Below are 17,165 nucleotides of genomic sequence, written 5' to 3' on the forward strand. Positions count from 1 at the left end.
CGACACCGCGGCTGCACCGTAGCGCCGGCACTTCCATGACGTGCCCCTTGCGCAGAGTGAAAGGTTGCAGTTCGGCTACACGGAGATGTTTTCGCTCCAAACACGCCCTTCCGCGCCTCTGTATAGTTGACAAACATACTCATATTTGTGAGTGGCCTCCCCATTGTCAGTGGGGAAAATGCCATGAAGTTCACAATGCGCCTTGGGCTGCTTTCGGTAAGTATCGCTGCGATTTCATGCGGTTGGGCAAGTGCCCAGGATGGCGAGGGCACCGTCCTGGACACCATCACCATCCAGGCCGAGAGCAATGAAATCCTCGTTCAGGATGGATATGTCGCCAAGTCTGATCGCATCGGCACCAAGGTCGATACCCCGATCGTGCAGATTCCGCAGGCCGTCTCGGTCGTCACCCAGGACCAGATCGAGGATCAGAAGCCGCGCACGCTGAACGAAGCACTCACCTATACCGCCGGCGCCAACCCGAACACCTTCGGCTTTGATTCGCGTTACGACGCATTTTACCTGCGCGGCTTTCCCGCCTACTACAACGGCATGTTCCGCGACGGGCTGAAGCAGTTCAACGGCCCCTCCGCCTGGTTCCGCACGGAGCCCTATGGCCTTGAAGGCGTCACGGTCCTGAAAGGCCCCGCCTCTTCGCTTTATGGAGTGAGCGGCCCGGGCGGCATCGTCAATCTCGTCACGAAGCGGCCGAAGGACGAGGAGTACCGGGAAGTCGAGCTTCTGGTCGGCGAGCACAGCCGCTTCCAGGGCGGCGTCGATGTTTCCGGGCCCGCCGACGAGGACGGCACCCTTCTCTATCGCTTCACCGCGCTTGGCCGTAAGAGCGACACCCATATCGACGGCTATTCGGATGACACCGGCTACATCGCGCCGGCCTTCACCTGGAAGCCGGATGAGGACACCAAGTTCACTCTCCTCAGCGAATTTTCCCGCAGCGTCACCGGCGGCACGGCATTCTACTATAACCCGGCTCTGGGCGAAGTCTCCGATATCTATACCGGCGACCCCGATTGGAACGACTTCACCACCAGACAAGGCCGCATAGGCTATGAGCTGGAGCATCGCCTCAACGAGGTCGTGACGCTGCGCCAGAACGTGCGTTACAGCGCCGTCGACGCCGACCTGCAGTATAGCGGTTTCTACCCAGCACCTCCGACCCGCTATTGGGGCCACTACAAGGAAGACCTGAAGAGTCTCACCATCGACAACATGGCGCAGTTCGAATTCGACACGGGGCCGGTGAGCCATACGGCGGTCGCGGGATTCAATTATAGCTGGTGGGATTACAGCGCGCAGTCGGCCATCTCCTACGCTTCCATCGCCGATCTAAAGACCCAACCGTTCTCGTCCTCCGGAAGCCAGCAGATGGACCAGTATGGCATCTATCTTCACGATCAGATGGAGTGGGACAACTGGACGCTGTTCCTGAGCGGACGACAGGACTGGGCCGTCTCGCACAGTGTCACCGCGGCGCCCGCGATGACGGAGATAGACAATACCGACCATGCGTTTTCGGGGCGCGTCGGCCTTTCCTATAAAACCGATTGGGGTGTCATTCCCTACGCCAACTACTCGACCTCGTTCTCGCCCAACCTTGGCTTCGTGTATGACGGCGTAACCAATGAACGCCGCGTCGCACGGCCGACAACCGCCGACCAGTTCGAGTTCGGCGTGAAATACGAAATCCCTGATACCAATGCCGTCATCAGCGCGAACTACTTCGACATCAAGCAAACGGATGGCGTCGTATACGACGGCACCTTCGACGACGCGGGCAATCAGCGCCAGCGCCAGCTCGACCTGCATTCGCGCGGTGTCGAATTCGAGGCGAATGCTTCCTTCGACAACGGCTTCAGCCTGATCGCCTCCTACACCTACATGCAGATGGAAATCGACAAGGGTCTTGCGGGCACTGTCGGCAAGGAGCTTTCGGCAACGCCCAACCATATCGCTTCGCTATGGGGGCACTATCTGGTGCAGGACGGCCCTCTGGCGGGCTTGGGTCTCGGAGCGGGCATCCGTTATGTCGGCAAGAGCTACGGGGATGATCAGAACACGTTCGAGAACGATGCCCGCGCCCTGGTGGATGCGGCGGTCTCCTACGACTTCGGCTATCGCAACCCGGATCTCAAAGGCCTGACGCTGCAGGTCAACGCAAAGAACCTGTTCGATACGCGTAAGGCGATTTGCTCTGCGGGTTCTTGCTACTGGGATGAAGGCCGCACCGTCTTCGGAAGCCTGCGTTACCGCTTCTGATATCGGAGAATGTGAAACATGAACCCGGCCTCGCCATTTGTCGTCATCTCCGGCATAGCCGGGCTCTACATCGCCCAGAGCGTCATCGGCGGCGTGACCTGGGCGGGCCTGCCCGCCGTCATGCGCAGCCAGGGCGTGCCGCTCGACCAGATCGGCCTCGTTTCGCTGATCGCCCTCCCCTGGGCGCTCAAGTTCCTGTGGTCGCCCTTCATCGAACGGTATCGCCTGCCGCTCGACGGACGCAACCGCTCGGCCGTCATCGTCGCCGTCGGTGGCGCCATATGCGTCGCCGGCCTGCTCCTGACCGGGACGCTCAGCCCCGCCAACGCATTTCCGTTGCTCGCCTGCTTGACGATCGTCGCCTTTGCGGCCTCGACCGTGGACATCGCCTGCGACGGCTTCGCGGTTCAAACCCTTGCAAAGGCGCAGCACGGCTGGGGCAATGCCGCCCAGGTGGGCGGCGCCTATCTGGGTGCGGCGATCGGCGGCGGGCTTTTCCTGTACCTGGTCGGCGCGCTCAACTGGCAATGGGCATCCTGGGCCATGGCAGCACTTCTCGTGGCTCTCGGCCTGCCCTTCCTGTTCGGAGCGGCCCGCAACCTGCCTGAGGAAAAGCGGGAGCACGTGCCCTCGCTCGCAGCGGCCCTCAAACGGCCGGAACTCCGCCGGGGGCTCCTCGTCTCCGCCATCTTCGTAACCGCGCAGAAGACCTCGCTCGGCATGATCGGCCCGTTCCTCGTCGATTCGGGCTTCGACGTCGCGACGATCGGACTCTTGAACGGGCTCGGCAGCATATTCGTCGGGCTCGCCGCCGCCCTGCTCGGCGGACTTTGCGTCAGGATCTGGGGTGTACGGACCATTCTCGTCACCTCCCTTTTCCTGCAGGCGCTATTTTTGGCCCTCTTCTGCTACGGCGCCTGGACGCGGGCCTTGCCGGAAAGCCTGCTCGTCGTGGCAGCGATCGGCAGTTCGTCAGGCGTCATGGCTTTCGGCTTCGTCGCTCTCTACGCCCAGTTCATGCGCTGGTCGGACCCGCGTCAGGCCGGCGTCGATTTCACGCTCTTCCAATGCATGGATGCGCTCGTCAGCCTTGCTGGCGGAGTGGTGGCCGGGCAGGTCGCCAATGCCTTCGGCTACGGCGTCTTTTTCGCCGGCGCATGCCTTCTCGCCATCATCGCCGCACCGGCAATTGCGCTAACGGCGAAATCGGAAAGCGCTACCGCCGATGTGGCAGGAGCGGTTCAGGGTTAAATGGAAACAGCTCTAGGGTCGCGTAACTTACGCGGCCTCCTTGCGGGCTTCATCGCCCTCGGCGCCCCGACGCCAGTAGGCGACGACGAGCTGCCGCTCCTTAGGGACACCCCATTCCTTGCGGACGATTTTCCTGATCTCCTTGAAATCGGAAAACTCGCAGCCCGCCCACACGTAAATGTCTTCCGGCAGCGTCGAGGGATCGATCTTCCGCAGGGCGTCCGACAGCAGGGCCGTGGTGCCGGCCGGACGTCCCGCGCGAAAGAGCCAGCGTATCGAAACATTCGGGAAATCGAACGCCAGCACGTCCTCCGGGCTGTCCACCTCGAGCAGAACCTCGGCGCGCCGGTTCGCCGGCAAGCTGTCGAGAATACGCGAAATCGCCGGCAGCGCGGTATCGTCGCCGACCAGCATCAGGGTCTCCGCTTCGGGAATGTGGTCCCCGCCGGGACCGATCATGCCAATCACGTCGCCCGGCTGTGCAGTCTGCGCAAATAGCGCGGCCGGCGTCGCAAGATCGGGGTGCAGAACGAAATCGATGTCGATCAGCCCGCGTTCCACGTCGATCGCCCGGATCGTATAGACCCGCACCGTCAGCGCATCCTCGCCTTGCGGCCAGTTGAGCAGGCCGTCGCTGCCGATCACCGGCCAGACCGGCTTGCGCTCCCTCGGCGGTATCAGAAGCCGCACATGCAGTCCGCCGACCGCGAAACGCGCGATGTTGTCGGCGCGGAAACGCAGCCGCTGCATATGCGGGGAAATGCGCTCGGAAGAAACCAGCTTCATCTCACGGAAAAAGACCGGCACTTCCGAAGTATCGCCATCACCCGACCAGCGCAGCCCCTCGGTGGAGCCGAGATATTCCTGCATATGGCCGGCGACATCCATCTTCATATAGGAGAGGCAGGTCTCGTCCTGTGCGAACACCTGCACCTTCAGCCGCCGTTCGCTGAGCTCCATCGAAACCGAGCCGTAGTACATGCGGAACCGCCACCTGTTCGCCTCCCCGGTCGGAACCAGAAAGTCTTCATGGTCCTGGTGCATCCTCGTCGCGGCGGTCGCGACATCGTCGTGCTCGATCAGGGTCTCGGCGATAAGTTCGTTCATGGGGCGAAATCCGGCTTCCTCTTCAGCTTCAGGGTGCTGCCTTGGCGCACGCCTTAAAGCGGAGTGGAATTAACAAGTTTTCACCCCGGTTCGCAACCGCGATCTTTGCCATAGCGATGCTCTATCGGCAAAAAATCGGAATCTCACTTGAACGACAGGACGGAACCCGGCAGCTCGGCTGGCATTACCAAGTCATGAGCAAGGACAATCCCCAGGCCAGACGCGGCATGACAGCCTTCGTGGTCACCATTTTCGTGATCGCGGTCATCCTGGCGGCCATCTACATCATCGGGTTCACGCCCGGCGAACCGTAGTAGCCGCCTCGCCCCTCCATCACCTCCGGCCGGCGGCGACAGGGGCGGCCGAATCGTCGCCCTGGTCGAGCGCGCGGCTGAGCGTGAGCGCGACGATCGTGCAGATCGCTCCCGAAATCAGGTAGCCGCCGATGAAGATGATGCCGAAATTGCTGGCAAGCCCCAGCGCGACCAGCGGCGCGAACCCCGCGCCGATGAGCCAGGCTAGGTCGGAAGTCAGCGCCGCGCCGGTATAGCGGTAGGTCTGGCTGAACCGGAAGGAAACAGAGCCCGAAGCCTGACCGAAGGAGAGGCCGAGAATGGCAAACCCGATAAGGATGAAGGCATTCTGACCAATCCTTCCCGCGTCGAGCAGGAAAGGAGCGGAGAAGCTGAAGATCGCGATGATGATCGCGCCGATCATCAACTGGCTGCGGCGGCCGATTCGGTCGGCAAGCAGTCCGGAGATGATAATCGTGCCGACACCGACGATGGCGCCGAAGACCTGAACCACCAGGAACTGGGCGGGAGACTGCCCCCCGTAAAGCGTGACCCAGCTCAAGGGGAAGATCGTCACGAGATGGAACATGGCGAAGCTCGCCAGCGGCACGAACGCGCCGAGCAGAACATCGCGTCCATGCAGTCTCAACATCCGGAAGACCGGCTGCGGCTGGAGCTCGTTGGCGTCCAGAAGCTCGCCGAATTCGCGGGTCGCGACGATTCGCAGACGTGCGAACAGCGCCACGACATTGATCGCGAACGCCACGAAGAACGGGTAACGCCAGCCCCAGCTCAGGAAATCCGCGTCGGAGAGATTCGCCACGAAATAACCGAACAGCACGCTTGCAAGGGCAAAGCCGAAGGGCGCGCCAAGCTGGGGCACCATGGCATACCAGCCGCGGCGGTTCTTCGGAGCGTTGAGCGAAAGCAGGGATGCAAGGCCGTCCCACGCTCCGCCGAGCGCAAATCCCTGCCCCAGGCGGAACAGCGACAGCAGCGCGACCGACCAGAGGCCGATGCTTTCATAGCCCGGCAGGAAGGCGATCGAGGCGGTCGATCCGCCCAGAATGAGAAGCGCGATGGTGAGTTTCGTACCCCGTCCATAGGTGCGGTCTATCCACATGAAAACCAGCGAACCGACCGGTCTTGCCATGAAGGCGAGCGAGAAAACAGCGAAGGAGCAGAGAGTGGCGCTGACCGGATCCTGCACGAAGGGGAAGACGAGTCGCGGAAAGACGAGAATCGAGGCAAGGCCGTAAACGAAGAAATCGAAGAATTCCGACATGCGACCGATGACCACGCCGATGGCGATATTGGCGGGCGAAACCGGCTTGTCGTCGTGGATGCGGCGCGCATCCCTTTCCATCGAAGTAGACGTAGGATTGGTGGCCGTGGCCATGAATGCGTCCTCCTTGCGTTCGCCTCCTCTGCAAGATGTTGATCAAACACGCGAAGAGATCAAGGATCAGAAGCAAAAAACCTCGCTTAATACGCGAAGAAAGCCACTGGTCGTCTTCATCTTTCGTCCTAGATCATGCCGCTAGAGCGGGAAGTGGGCACACGCGCTTCGGTGGTGCGGCACACTTGAAAAACCTGGACGCTCGTATATTGCGGCGCGACAGATTGCTGCAGTGCGACGAACGACCTCATTCCAGCTCCGACATTGCCTCGCTAGTGCCAAGTAGACGAAACGCAAATTTCGAGCTCCAGATGCCACGTTTGTTCAAAACGGCCGCACGCCTTTCTGCACTCCTGTTCCTTTTAGCCCTGACCGGCTGCGACATGGTCGTCATGTCGCCGTCGGGCGACATCGCCTCCCAGCAGGCGAACCTGATCATCATCGCCACGGTATTGATGCTGCTGATCATCGTGCCGGTGATCGCCCTCACCCTCTATTTCGCCTGGCATTACCGCCAATCGAACAAGAGTGCGAAATATGATCCCGATTGGCACCATTCCACTCGCCTGGAAGTCGTCATCTGGTCCGCGCCGCTCGCGATCATCATCGCGTTGGGCGCGGTGACCTGGATCAGCACTCACAAGCTCGATCCGTATCGGCCGCTGGATCGGCTGGATGCGGAACGCCCGGTTCCCGCCGATACCAAGCCTATCACGGTGGAGGTCGTGGCGCTCGACTGGAAATGGCTATTCTTCTATCCCGACTACGGAATAGCCACCGTGAACGAGATGGCAACGCCGGTCGATGTACCGGTCAATTTCAAGATCACCTCCTCGTCCGTGATGAACTCCTTCTATGTCCCCGCCATGGCTGGCATGATCTACGCCATGCCGGGCATGCAGACGCGCCTCCATGCCGTCATGAACCGCGAAGGCCAGTTCGACGGCTTCTCCGCCAACTACAGCGGGGACGGCTTCTCGCATATGCGCTTCAAGCTGCACTCCTTCGATCAAGCCGGTTTCGACGAATGGGTCGCCCGCGTGAAGAGCCAGGGAACCATGCTCAACCGCGATGCCTACCTGAAGCTCGAAAAGCCGAGCGAGCGCGAACCGGTCCGCTATTACGCCAGTGTCGAGAGCGGGCTTTACGAAGCCGTGCTCAACATGTGTGCCCAGCCCGGCCAGATGTGCATGAACGAGATGATGCATATCGACACCATGGGCGGAGCGGGTCGGGAAAGCCACGAGAACCGCGAGCGCCTTCAATACGACAGCCGCCGTTCGGCGGAGGCCGGCACTGCCGCGACCTTCCCCGCGACCGGCAACCCCGCCCGCAGCCCCGAGCCGGCAGAAGGCGTGGACACCCGTTCCGAAAACAACCCGCAGCCTCAGGGCGAACCGCAGATGAATCATGGCGAACACCATGATCCGCAGGCGCCGGATGCCCAGAACCCCGGGCAGGACCAACTCAACACCGATAGCAATAGCCAGCCTTAAGGCCGGCGATGATGTAATTGGATCACGCCATGTTTGCAGATTCCAACCTTATGCAGTTCATTTTCGGAAGGCTGACATTACAGTCCTTCCCCTACCACGAGCCTATTCTCGTGGTCACCTTCGCCGTGGTGGCGATCGGCGGCATCGCGCTCATGGCGCTGATCACCCGCTATCGTCTCTGGGGTTATCTCTGGAAGGAGTGGATCACCAGCATCGATCACAAGAAGATCGGCATCATGTACGTGATCCTGGCGCTCGTGATGCTGCTGCGCGGCTTTGCCGACGCCATCATGATGCGCGCCCAGCAGGCGATCGCCTTCAACGGCAATGAAGGCTATCTCAACCCTCACCATTACGACCAGATCTTCACCGCTCACGGCGTGATCATGATCTTCTTCATGGCCATGCCCTTCGTGACGGGCATCATGAACTTCGTGGTGCCGCTGCAGATCGGCGCGCGCGACGTCTCCTTCCCCTTCCTCAACAACTTCTCGTTCTGGATGACGACGGCAGGCGCGGTGATTATCATGATCTCGCTTTTTGTCGGGGAGTTCGCACGCACCGGCTGGCTCGCCTACCCGCCGCTTTCGGGGGCCGATTACAGTCCCGGCGTTGGTGTGGACTATTATATCTGGGGGCTCCAGGTCGCCGGCATAGGCACGACGCTATCGGGCATCAACCTGATCGCGACCATCGTGAAGATGCGCGCGCCGGGTATGACCATGATGAAGATGCCGATGTTCACCTGGACATCGCTCTGCACCAACGTCCTGATCGTCGCAACCTCCCCGTTTCTGACCGCCACTCTCGCGCTTCTGACGCTCGACCGCTACGTCGGCACCAACTTCTTCACCAACGACCTCGGCGGCAATCCGATGATGTACGTCAACCTCATCTGGATCTGGGGTCATCCGGAGGTCTACATCCTCATCCTGCCGGCCTTCGGCATCTTCTCCGAAGTGGTGGCGACCTTCTCCGGCAAGCGCCTCTTCGGCTATGCCTCGATGGTCTACGCCACGGTCGTCATCGTCATCCTTTCTTATATCGTCTGGCTGCACCACTTCTTCACCATGGGTTCGGGCGCCAGCGTGAACGCCTTCTTCGGCATTACCACGATGATCATCTCGATCCCGACTGGAGCCAAGATATTCAACTGGCTGTTCACCATGTATCGCGGCCGCATCCGCTACGAAGTGCCCATGCTGTGGACCGTCGGCTTCATGATAACATTCGTCATCGGCGGCATGACCGGCGTCATGCTGGCCGTGCCTCCGGCCGACTTCGTGCTGCACAACTCGCTCTTCCTGATCGCCCACTTCCATAACGTGATCATCGGTGGCGTGGTCTTCGGGCTGATGGCAGGCCTGGTCTACTGGTTCCCGAAGGCTTTCGGCTACAAGCTCGATCCGTTCTGGGGCAAGCTCTCCTTCTGGTTCTGGTTCATCGGCTTCTATGTCGCCTTCATGCCGCTCTACGTGCTCGGTCTGATGGGCGTAACCCGCCGCGTCAGCCAGTTCGAGGACCCGTCGCTGCAGATCTGGTTCATCATCGCCGCCTGTGGCGCGGTGCTGATCGCCTGCGGCATCGCCTGCTTCCTCATCCAGCTCGTCGTGAGCTTCATGAAGCGCGAGGAACTGCGCGACACCACCGGCGATCCCTGGGACGCGCGTACCCTGGAATGGTCCACGTCCTCTCCCCCGCCGGAATACAACTTCGCCTTCACGCCGGTCGTCCATGACCACGACTCCTGGTACGACATGAAGAAGCTCGGCTATTCCCGCCCGATGACCGGCTTCAAGCCGATCCACATGCCGAAGAATACCGGCACGGGCGTCATCCTGGCCGCACTCAGCGTCGCCTTCGCCTTCGGCATGATCTGGTACATGTGGTGGCTGGCTGCCCTGTCCTTCGTCGCCATGCTGGCCGTGACGATCGGCCATACCTTCAACTACAAGCGTGACTACTACATACCGGCCGAAACCGTTGAAAAGACGGAAGAAGCCCGCTCCAGGCAGCTCGCGGAACAGGCGTGATACGATGAGTGAAACCACAATCAACGAACAGGAAGAACGGCAGTTCTATCTGACCGAGGAGGAGCATCATCCGGAGGGCAGCACCCTCCTGGGCTTCTGGCTCTACCTGATGAGCGACTGCCTGATCTTCGCCGTGCTTTTCGCGACCCACGGGGTTCTCGGCCGCTCCTATGCGGCCGGCCCCTCCCCCGCCGATCTGTTCGACCTGCCGCTCGTGGCGATCAACACGGCAATGCTCCTTTTCTCCTCCATCACTTATGGCTTCGCCATGCTGGAAATGGAGAAGAACAGGAAGGGCGCAACGCTCGCTTGGCTCGCCATCACCGGCCTGTTCGGCTTGGCCTTTCTTGCGATCGAGCTCTACGAGTTCTACCACCTGATCCATGAAGGCGCCGGCCCGATGCGCAGCGCCTTCCTTTCCTCCTTCTTCACGCTCGTCGGCACCCACGGCCTGCACGTGACCTTCGGCATCATCTGGCTGGTGACGCTGATGGTTCAGGTCTCCATGCACGGGCTGATCGAGGAGAACCGTCGCCGGCTGATGTGCCTCTCGATGTTCTGGCACTTCCTAGACGTGATCTGGATCGGCGTCTTTTCCTTCGTTTATCTGATGGGAGTTCTCGGATGACACCCCAAACCCACGCTCCTGTTCATGAAGATGCCGCGGCGACCCATCATGGCCATAGCCATGGCCATGGCGCCGGACATGGCACCTTCAAAGGCTATGTCACCGGCTTCGTCCTCGCGGCCATCCTGACCGCGATCCCCTTCTGGCTGGTTATGGGCGACGTGCTGGAAAGCAAGCTGCTGACGGCCTTCTTCATCATGGGTCTCGGTGTGGTTCAGATCGTCGTGCACATGGTCTGCTTCCTGCACATGAACCCGCGTTCCGAAGGCGGCTGGACGATGATGGCGCTGATCTTCACCCTCGTGCTCGTGGCGATCACCCTGGCCGGTTCGCTCTGGGTCATGCATCATCTCAACACGAACATGATGCCCATGTCGCCCGAGATGATGAAGAATATGCCCTGACGCTCATCTCGCTTGCGGCTCCCCATGTCCCTGCCTTCCGACGAAACAATGCCCGGCCGTTCGCGCCGGGCCCGCCTGACGCTCGTCGGCGTCATGGCGCTGCTGACGATCGTCTTCGTCGCGCTCGGCACATGGCAGGTACAGCGGCTTTTCTGGAAGCTTGATCTCATCGAGCGGGTGGAAAGCCGGATAAATGCCGGGCCGCAAGCGCCGCCAGCTCCAGCGCAATGGGCTTCGGTCAACGTCCAGGACCACGAATATCTACGTGTGGCGGTGAGCGGTCGTTTCCGGCACGACCTGGAAACGCTGGTTCAGGCGGTGACCGAACTTGGGCCGGGCTACTGGGTCTTGACCCCGCTCGAGCTGGCTGACGGCACGGCCATTCTCATCAATCGCGGCTTCGTGCCCGGCGACCGCCGCGATCCGGCATCCCGCGCCGCTGGACAAGCCGAGGGCACCGCAAACGTTATCGGCCTCCTGCGCATGACCGAACCGGGGGGCGGTTTCCTGCGCGGCAACGATCCGGCCAATGATCGCTGGTATTCGCGCGACGTCGCAGCCATCGCAGCCCACAAGGGCATTTCGAATATCGCGCCCTATTTCATCGATGCCGACGCCACGCCCAATCCCGGCGGCTTTCCGGTGGGCGGCCTGACGGTCGTACGCTTCCGAAACAGCCACCTGGTCTATATATTCACCTGGTATATTCTGGCAGTCATGTCGGCAGCCGCCGGAATTTATGTTCTCCGGCGGTCTCGGGATCACTAACGCGAAAACCTGGGCGGCCGCTTCTCGGCGAAGGCCGCAAGGCCCTCCGCATAATCGTCCGATCCGAAGATCGCGCCAAGCGCCTGCCGCTCCCGCTCCAATCCGTCCGCGAGCGGAAGCGCATGACCTTCGTGGACGACCTGCTTCAGAACGCGCGCCGTCGCCGCCGAACGGGACCCGAGAAGAGCCATGTAATCGGCGACCGCCTTGTCCAGTTCCTCGTCAGGAATGCAGGCGTTCACAAGCCCAATCTCATAGGCCCTCCGGGCCGATATCGGCTCACCCGTATACATCATGTCGAGGGCGCGGGAGATGCCGATCAGTCGCGGCAGGCGTTGGGTGCCGCCAGCACCGGGGATAGCGCCGAGCCGCGATTCCGTGAGACCAAGCGAAGCGCCTTCCGCCGCAATCCGGATATCGCAGGCGAGCGCAAGTTCGAGGCCGCCGCCGAGCGCCGCGCCATTAATGGCTGCGACAGTCGGCACCGGCGCCGCTGCAAGCGCGTTGACCGCTGCATTGATCGCGCGATTGTGCTGGTAACGCCCCGCCGCGTCCATGCCCTGCCGTTCCTTGAGGTCCGCGCCGGCGCAGAAGCCGCGCCCCTTGCCGCGAAGAACGATGGCGCTCGCGCCGGCAGCGATCGCGCCGTTCACCGCCTCGGTCAACGCCACAACCATGTCGGAGCCCAGCGCATTGAGCCGTCCCGGCCGATTCAGCCAGATGGCCGCCGCACCTGTTTCCAAGGTTTCGACCAGAACATCTCCGCCTTGCGGCGGAGTGACACTCTGCTGAGGCATCCTGTCGGGCATATTTCCTGTCCTCCCCCTGTCCTCACAAGGCAGATGGGTGCCATTCTTTGGAGGCGGAGTAAACACCTGCACCTGTGCTGTTCAAGAAACGCCAAACTCGGGAACCGTCCATAGCCCCTGGATCAGATCTCGCCGGCCGGATTGAAATCCGGATCGTCATCGTCGGGAGCAAGCAGATCCACCAGTTGCGCGACCCTGCCGCTTGGCCTCGTGCGCCCCGCGCTCACCAACGCTTCTTCGCTGTTGATCCATGCCCAGGCTTCGGCAAGTTCCGCCGGGGTGGCGCCGGTCGCGATAATCTCGGCGATCAGCATTCGATCGACCGGGCCGAGTACCGCCGTTACGTTTTCCGAGGTCATGCTCATTCGGAACTCCTTCATTTCACGGAAATGAACGGTGTTCCGGGACATATAGTTCAGCAGCCGACCGCTTCCAGCCGGATGGGTGAAAACCGATCCGGGGGAACTCATGCCACGGCTGAACGCTTGAACTGAAGGAACGCGAGAGCGGGCTGCATCAGTCCGCTCTCAAAGGGCAAATTAATGCGCCGACGGCAATTGGAGCGCCGTTGCGACACGTTTCAGACGGCCCGGATCCACATCCCGGCCTTCTTCGATCGCTTCGATTTCACTGGCAGTCAGTCCACAGGTCAAAGCCAGATCCTCGACGCTATAGCCGGCATCCCGCCTGGCTTCGGCGATAATGCTCGCGATGGAAGCTGACTGCGAGGACTCAAAACTCTTCATTGAAATTGTCATGGATTACTCCTTTGGAGAACCGGCCAGAAGGCCGGTAAAAAGGGCATCAGCCCAAAGGATGCAGCGCAGCATTTGGAGCCGGATGCCGGGCAAAGATAGGTAGTTTGATCCCGCAAGCCAATACCCAGCAGCGGGTTGCTTTACATGCTTTTGAAAAAGCACTGTTTTGCGATATTCTGGGCATCGAAATGGGGAATGCGCCGGCCGCTCTTGAACCTCGATACCGGCAGCCGATAATAGGGGCAATACTCAAGCGGAGCCCGATTATGTCGAACGATGCCCTGCCGATCCGGAAGCGAAGCGGCATTGCCCATGCCCTCGCCGCCCTGCGATTCTCGACCTCCGGCGCCTGCCGGATCTGGCGCGAGACCGCGTTTCAGCATGAGGTGATCGCGATAGCCGTCGCCATGATAATTTATGCCCTCATCGGCGCGGAAGTCTTCGTCTTCGTCGTCAGCGGCATCCTCTTTCTGATCCTGATCGCGGTCGAGGCGCTGAACACGGCGATCGAGGAAATCATGGATCGCGTGTCGCCCGAGTTTTCGATCACGGCGCGCAATGCAAAGGACCTCGGCTCTTTCGCGGTCCTCTGCCTGCTGGCGGCCAACGGGTTGTTCTTCGCCTATGCGATGTATGAATTCCTGAGCGCCCTCGATCTGGAAAATCTTAGCTGGCTGCCTCTATAGTCCCGACCTCATCCTCTTTCCGGCTTTCCATACCCTGCCTGCGCAGCCAGTCGAAGCCGGGGAAGAACCGCTCCCGAGCATATTCGGCACCGAACATCATGTCGTATTGAAGAAGACGATAATCGCTCAACTGCCGAGGCAGCGCTCCGCCATCCAGCCATCCCGGCTTCGAGCCGCCGTCCCTAAGGCCGAGCATGTAGCGGTCCACGATCGAATAGTTCTTCCGAACCTCACCGAGGACGCCGGTATAGAACGGGTCGCGGAAGCCTGCCCCCTTCACGGCATGATAGGGAAGCTGGGACGGACTGATGGAACCGAGCCCCGTCACGACGCCGGTTCTGGAGGACCAGACCACCAGCGGGGTTTCGTGTTCGCGCTTCATGACGTCGAGCTCCGCCCGGCGGGTGGCGACCATGTCCTGCATGTAGCCGCTTTCTTGGAAGGTCGGGCCCAAAGGCGGCAGGTGATCGCCGAAAAGGATGACGATCGTTTCCCTGTCGCGGGCGCGTGCCCAATCCATCAGAGAGGCGAGGCTGTCATCGGCCTGCCGCACGCCTTCTACATAGGTCGCGAAGGATTGCGCGGCGCGTTCGGAAAGCCCGCTCTCTATCTCAGTCTTCAGCGCGGCGTAGCGGTCGCTCTCGTATGGGCCATGGCCCTGCAAGGTCACCGCAAACAGGAAGAACGGCTGATCCGAGGCCTCGCCCTTGGCCATGATCTGACGCATGAGCGCATCGTCGGCCGCGAATTTTCCATATTTTTCCAGCTCCGGCAGATCTGCCTGGGCCAGGAATTCGTCGAAGCCAAGCGCCTTGTAGACATTCGTCCTGTTCCAGAACCAGCCCTCGAACGGGTGGATCGCGATGGACCTGTAGCCCTCGCCGCGGAAGAAGCTGGCGAGCGAAGGAAGCGGCCTGCGGATATATTGCTGGTATGGAATGCTTCCCTGGGGAAGGAAGGCATTGGAAAACCCCGTCAGCGCTTCGAACTCCACATTGGCGGTCATGCCGCCGAATTCGGGAGAAAAGACATTGCCGGATTGGTGGGCGCGGATCGTCGGCATCGGATCGGGCTTCAGGCGCGCTCCCGGCAGCCTCGTGGGGTCCCAAAGCGATTCGCTCATGATCATGATGACGTCCGGCCGCCCGCCGCGATCCACAGCAAAGGCGTCCGCCGCCAGAGGGACATCGGTGACGGCATCCGCACGGTAACCGGAAGGAGCGGCCACCTTGAGCATGGGAAGGTTGAACGCCAACGCGATGAGAAAACCATTGTGGCGGTAATTGGCGTTCTGATCCCACATCATGGGGAGAATCGACAGCCGGTCCCTGATCCACGAATATCGATCGTATTGTGCAAGCGGTATGCAGCTTGCGAGCAGCGGGATGGTTATCGCCAGCCGCAGCAGCCGCCCGCGCGTGCCAAGCTTGGGGAAGCGTGTCCAGGCGAAAAGGATTGCATAGGCGAGGATGCCGATCGCCAGAAGGAAAACCACGCCTGTTCCGAGGGCTGCGAACGGGCGCGCATCGACGATCACCGGGAGGAGTTCCAGTATCTGGCGCGCGAACAACAGATCCGAAGGATAGAGCGGGTCCGACAGGAAAAGCTGCTTTTGAGCGGAAAAGAAGGCGAGCAGCAGAACCACGGGTGCGATCAGCAGCAGCGAACGATAGGCCGCGCCCAGGATCGCATCCCCGGCAAACAGCATGAGCGCCACGAGCGCAACCGTCGCAGGCCCGGCGCGAGAGGTCGAAACCACGAATTCCGGAATGCCCTGGAAGTATCCCCTCGCGATCCATTCCACTGCCACGACCAGCAGCATGGCCAGCAGGCAGCAATTGAACGGAACCAGCAGGTTTTCGACTAGCCTGCCGCGCAATCCGGCAGCGGCGATGGCCGCCCGCGCCGAAGATTTTGCTCGGGGCGTCTCCTCTGGCATTACATCGCGCAAATCACCGGCTCCTGCTGTATTTCACAGCCAGTGAACTGTCATAAAACTGTCATGAGCGCTACCCGAAGCGCCGCTTCCGGGTTCACATCTCCCGCGAATATCATCACGATTTGGCGGAACGGCGGGACACCGCCAAAGCCTTCCGAAGATGGGCCTCAATTATCGGCGGGGCGGATTTGTCCCTCTTCTTGAACGGGAAGGCTCGCCTTCTTCTTTTCCGGCGCATAGCCGGTGTTCTCGGCGCGGTCGCGGTGAAGCGCGGCGCGCGCAAGCAGCATGAAGGTCACAGGCGTCGTGACGGTTATGAAAAGCCCGATCAGCACCTCGTGGACGACCAGGCGCGACGAGGTCACGGAAAAGAAGATCATCGAGGCCAGCATGACGCCGCCGACACCCCAGCTCGTGCCGAGGGTGGGCGCATGGATACGCTCGTAGAAGGTCGGCAGTTTAAGGAAGCCGATAGCGCCGATCAGCGTCAGCGATGCGCCGAACAGCAGGAAGAAAGCAACTGCGATAGCCGCCCAGAGCGGCAGGTCGGCCGGGGCCAATATCATTCGATCACCTCCCCGCGCATCAGGAATTTGGCGAGCGCCACCGTCGCCACGAAGCCGAGCATGCCGATCACCAGCGCTGCCTCGAAATAAATGACGCGGCCCGTGCCTATGCCGAAGGTCACCAGCAGCAGCATGGCGTTTACATAGAGCGCGTCGAGCCCGATGATCCGATCCTGGGCGCGAGGCCCCCGGAACATGCGGACGAAAGCGATCGCCATCGCAGCGGCGAGCATCAATTGAGCGATCGAGACCGCAGTGAAGAGAATGATGGCGCTCATGCGAATATCTCCACCAGGAGCTTCTCGTACCGGTTCTTGATCGTGTCGATCCACTGCTCCTCGTCGACGAGATCGAGCACGTGCAGCAATACAGTCCGGTCGTGGGAATCATATTCCAGCCAAGCCGAACCCGGCGTGCTGGTGAGGATCACGGCAAGCAGGGCGAGCGCCGTCCGATCCTCGATCTCCAAAGGCAGGAGCAGAAAGCTCGACACGTGCCCTTTCGGCCGTCCCCGCAGGATGACAGCGGCCACCGCCAGATTGGAGCGGATGATATCATAGAAGGCGATGCCGAACAGTTTGAAGAGCAGGTGCCACTTCCTGATTTTCGGCTTGTCCGGACGAAGGGACGCCATGCCCCAGGAGGCGAAGACGGCGACCAGCGTGCCGAGCACGAAATGGCCCAGCGTGAAGCCGTTGAGCAGTAGCCACATGAGGATGAGGAAGACGGTCAGTATGGGATAGGGCAGCAT

At 61.1% G+C, this 17,165-nt stretch carries 17 protein-coding genes; 8 read left to right on the plus strand and 9 right to left on the minus strand.

From position 1 onward, the window contains the following. Window positions 1-183: 183 nt before the first annotated feature. Entirely contained in the window at window positions 184-2,277 is a 2,094-nt protein-coding gene (locus YH62_RS16170; protein WP_197082528.1) for a TonB-dependent siderophore receptor, read from the plus strand. A gap of 18 nt (window positions 2,278-2,295) precedes the next feature. Beyond that, window positions 2,296-3,528, plus strand: coding sequence for an MFS transporter (locus YH62_RS16175; protein WP_046795277.1), 1,233 nt, complete (start codon window positions 2,296-2,298; stop codon window positions 3,526-3,528). A gap of 27 nt (window positions 3,529-3,555) precedes the next feature. Here YH62_RS16175 and YH62_RS16180 read toward each other — a convergent pair whose 3' ends face one another. After that, window positions 3,556-4,635 (minus strand): siderophore-interacting protein, encoded by a 1,080-nt coding sequence (locus YH62_RS16180; protein ID WP_046795278.1) that lies wholly within the window; start codon window positions 4,633-4,635, stop codon window positions 3,556-3,558. 333 nt (window positions 4,636-4,968) lie between these two features. Continuing rightward, the gene (locus YH62_RS16190) at window positions 4,969-6,327 is read right to left on the minus strand and encodes an MFS transporter (protein WP_046795280.1); all 1,359 of its coding nucleotides are present in this window, start codon (window positions 6,325-6,327) and stop codon (window positions 4,969-4,971) included. 311 nt (window positions 6,328-6,638) lie between these two features. Between YH62_RS16190 and cyoA the strand changes: the two genes are divergently transcribed. The 5 genes from cyoA (at window position 6,639) to YH62_RS16215 (ending at window position 11,656) form a co-directional block, all read left to right on the plus strand. After that, window positions 6,639-7,823: a ubiquinol oxidase subunit II gene (gene cyoA, locus YH62_RS16195; protein ID WP_046795281.1), complete on the plus strand. Its 1,185-nt coding sequence runs from the start codon at window positions 6,639-6,641 to the stop codon at window positions 7,821-7,823. 29 nt (window positions 7,824-7,852) lie between these two features. Then, window positions 7,853-9,856, plus strand: coding sequence for a cytochrome o ubiquinol oxidase subunit I (gene cyoB / locus YH62_RS16200; protein WP_046795282.1), 2,004 nt, complete (start codon window positions 7,853-7,855; stop codon window positions 9,854-9,856). Window positions 9,857-9,860: 4 nt separating this feature from the next. Then, a complete protein-coding gene (gene cyoC / locus YH62_RS16205) occupies window positions 9,861-10,484 on the plus strand; it encodes a cytochrome o ubiquinol oxidase subunit III (RefSeq protein ID WP_046795283.1) in 624 nt (207 codons plus the stop codon). After that, on the plus strand, window positions 10,481-10,888 hold the full coding sequence (gene cyoD / locus YH62_RS16210) for a cytochrome o ubiquinol oxidase subunit IV (protein WP_046795284.1): 408 nt from the start codon (window positions 10,481-10,483) through the stop codon (window positions 10,886-10,888). Before cyoC ends, cyoD begins: the two co-directional genes overlap by 4 nt. A gap of 93 nt (window positions 10,889-10,981) precedes the next feature. Continuing rightward, window positions 10,982-11,656: an SURF1 family protein gene (locus YH62_RS16215; protein WP_348625767.1), complete on the plus strand. Its 675-nt coding sequence runs from the start codon at window positions 10,982-10,984 to the stop codon at window positions 11,654-11,656. Here the strand turns inward: YH62_RS16215 and YH62_RS16220 are convergent. The 3 genes from YH62_RS16220 to YH62_RS16230 all read right to left on the minus strand — a co-directional run bounded on the left by YH62_RS16220 (window position 11,653) and on the right by YH62_RS16230 (window position 13,211). Beyond that, window positions 11,653-12,465 carry an enoyl-CoA hydratase-related protein gene (locus YH62_RS16220; RefSeq protein ID WP_052760434.1) on the minus strand — a complete coding sequence of 271 codons (813 nt, stop codon included), beginning with the start codon at window positions 12,463-12,465 and terminating at the stop codon, window positions 11,653-11,655. The two genes, YH62_RS16215 and YH62_RS16220, sit on opposite strands and share 4 nt — an antisense overlap. Window positions 12,466-12,587: 122 nt before the next feature. Then, complete coding sequence (locus YH62_RS16225) at window positions 12,588-12,830, minus strand: hypothetical protein (RefSeq protein ID WP_046795554.1); 243 nt, start codon at window positions 12,828-12,830, stop codon at window positions 12,588-12,590. A gap of 174 nt (window positions 12,831-13,004) precedes the next feature. Continuing rightward, window positions 13,005-13,211 carry a helix-turn-helix transcriptional regulator gene (locus YH62_RS16230; protein ID WP_348625768.1) on the minus strand — a complete coding sequence of 69 codons (207 nt, stop codon included), beginning with the start codon at window positions 13,209-13,211 and terminating at the stop codon, window positions 13,005-13,007. Between the two features lie 278 nt (window positions 13,212-13,489). On the opposite strand from YH62_RS16230, the gene YH62_RS16235 reads away from it, so the two are divergent. Next, the gene (locus tag YH62_RS16235) at window positions 13,490-13,909 is read left to right on the plus strand and encodes a diacylglycerol kinase (protein ID WP_046795287.1); all 420 of its coding nucleotides are present in this window, start codon (window positions 13,490-13,492) and stop codon (window positions 13,907-13,909) included. Here the strand turns inward: YH62_RS16235 and YH62_RS16240 are convergent. The 4 genes from YH62_RS16240 to YH62_RS16255 all read right to left on the minus strand — a co-directional run bounded on the left by YH62_RS16240 (window position 13,890) and on the right by YH62_RS16255 (window position 17,165). Then, entirely contained in the window at window positions 13,890-15,860 is a 1,971-nt protein-coding gene (locus YH62_RS16240) for an LTA synthase family protein (protein WP_245282109.1), read from the minus strand. The two genes, YH62_RS16235 and YH62_RS16240, sit on opposite strands and share 20 nt — an antisense overlap. A gap of 155 nt (window positions 15,861-16,015) precedes the next feature. Continuing rightward, on the minus strand, window positions 16,016-16,414 hold the full coding sequence (mnhG, locus tag YH62_RS16245; RefSeq protein ID WP_046795288.1) for a monovalent cation/H(+) antiporter subunit G: 399 nt from the start codon (window positions 16,412-16,414) through the stop codon (window positions 16,016-16,018). Continuing rightward, window positions 16,411-16,692 (minus strand): K+/H+ antiporter subunit F, encoded by a 282-nt coding sequence (locus YH62_RS16250; protein WP_046795289.1) that lies wholly within the window; start codon window positions 16,690-16,692, stop codon window positions 16,411-16,413. Before YH62_RS16250 ends, mnhG begins: the two co-directional genes overlap by 4 nt. Then, window positions 16,689-17,165, minus strand: a complete 477-nt coding sequence (locus tag YH62_RS16255; protein ID WP_046795290.1) for a Na+/H+ antiporter subunit E — start codon at window positions 17,163-17,165, stop codon at window positions 16,689-16,691. The genes YH62_RS16250 and YH62_RS16255 overlap by 4 nt, the downstream gene beginning before the upstream one ends.

The sequence above is a fragment of the Rhizobium sp. LC145 genome (assembly GCF_001005825.1).
GTDB lineage: Bacteria > Pseudomonadota > Alphaproteobacteria > Rhizobiales > Rhizobiaceae > Neorhizobium.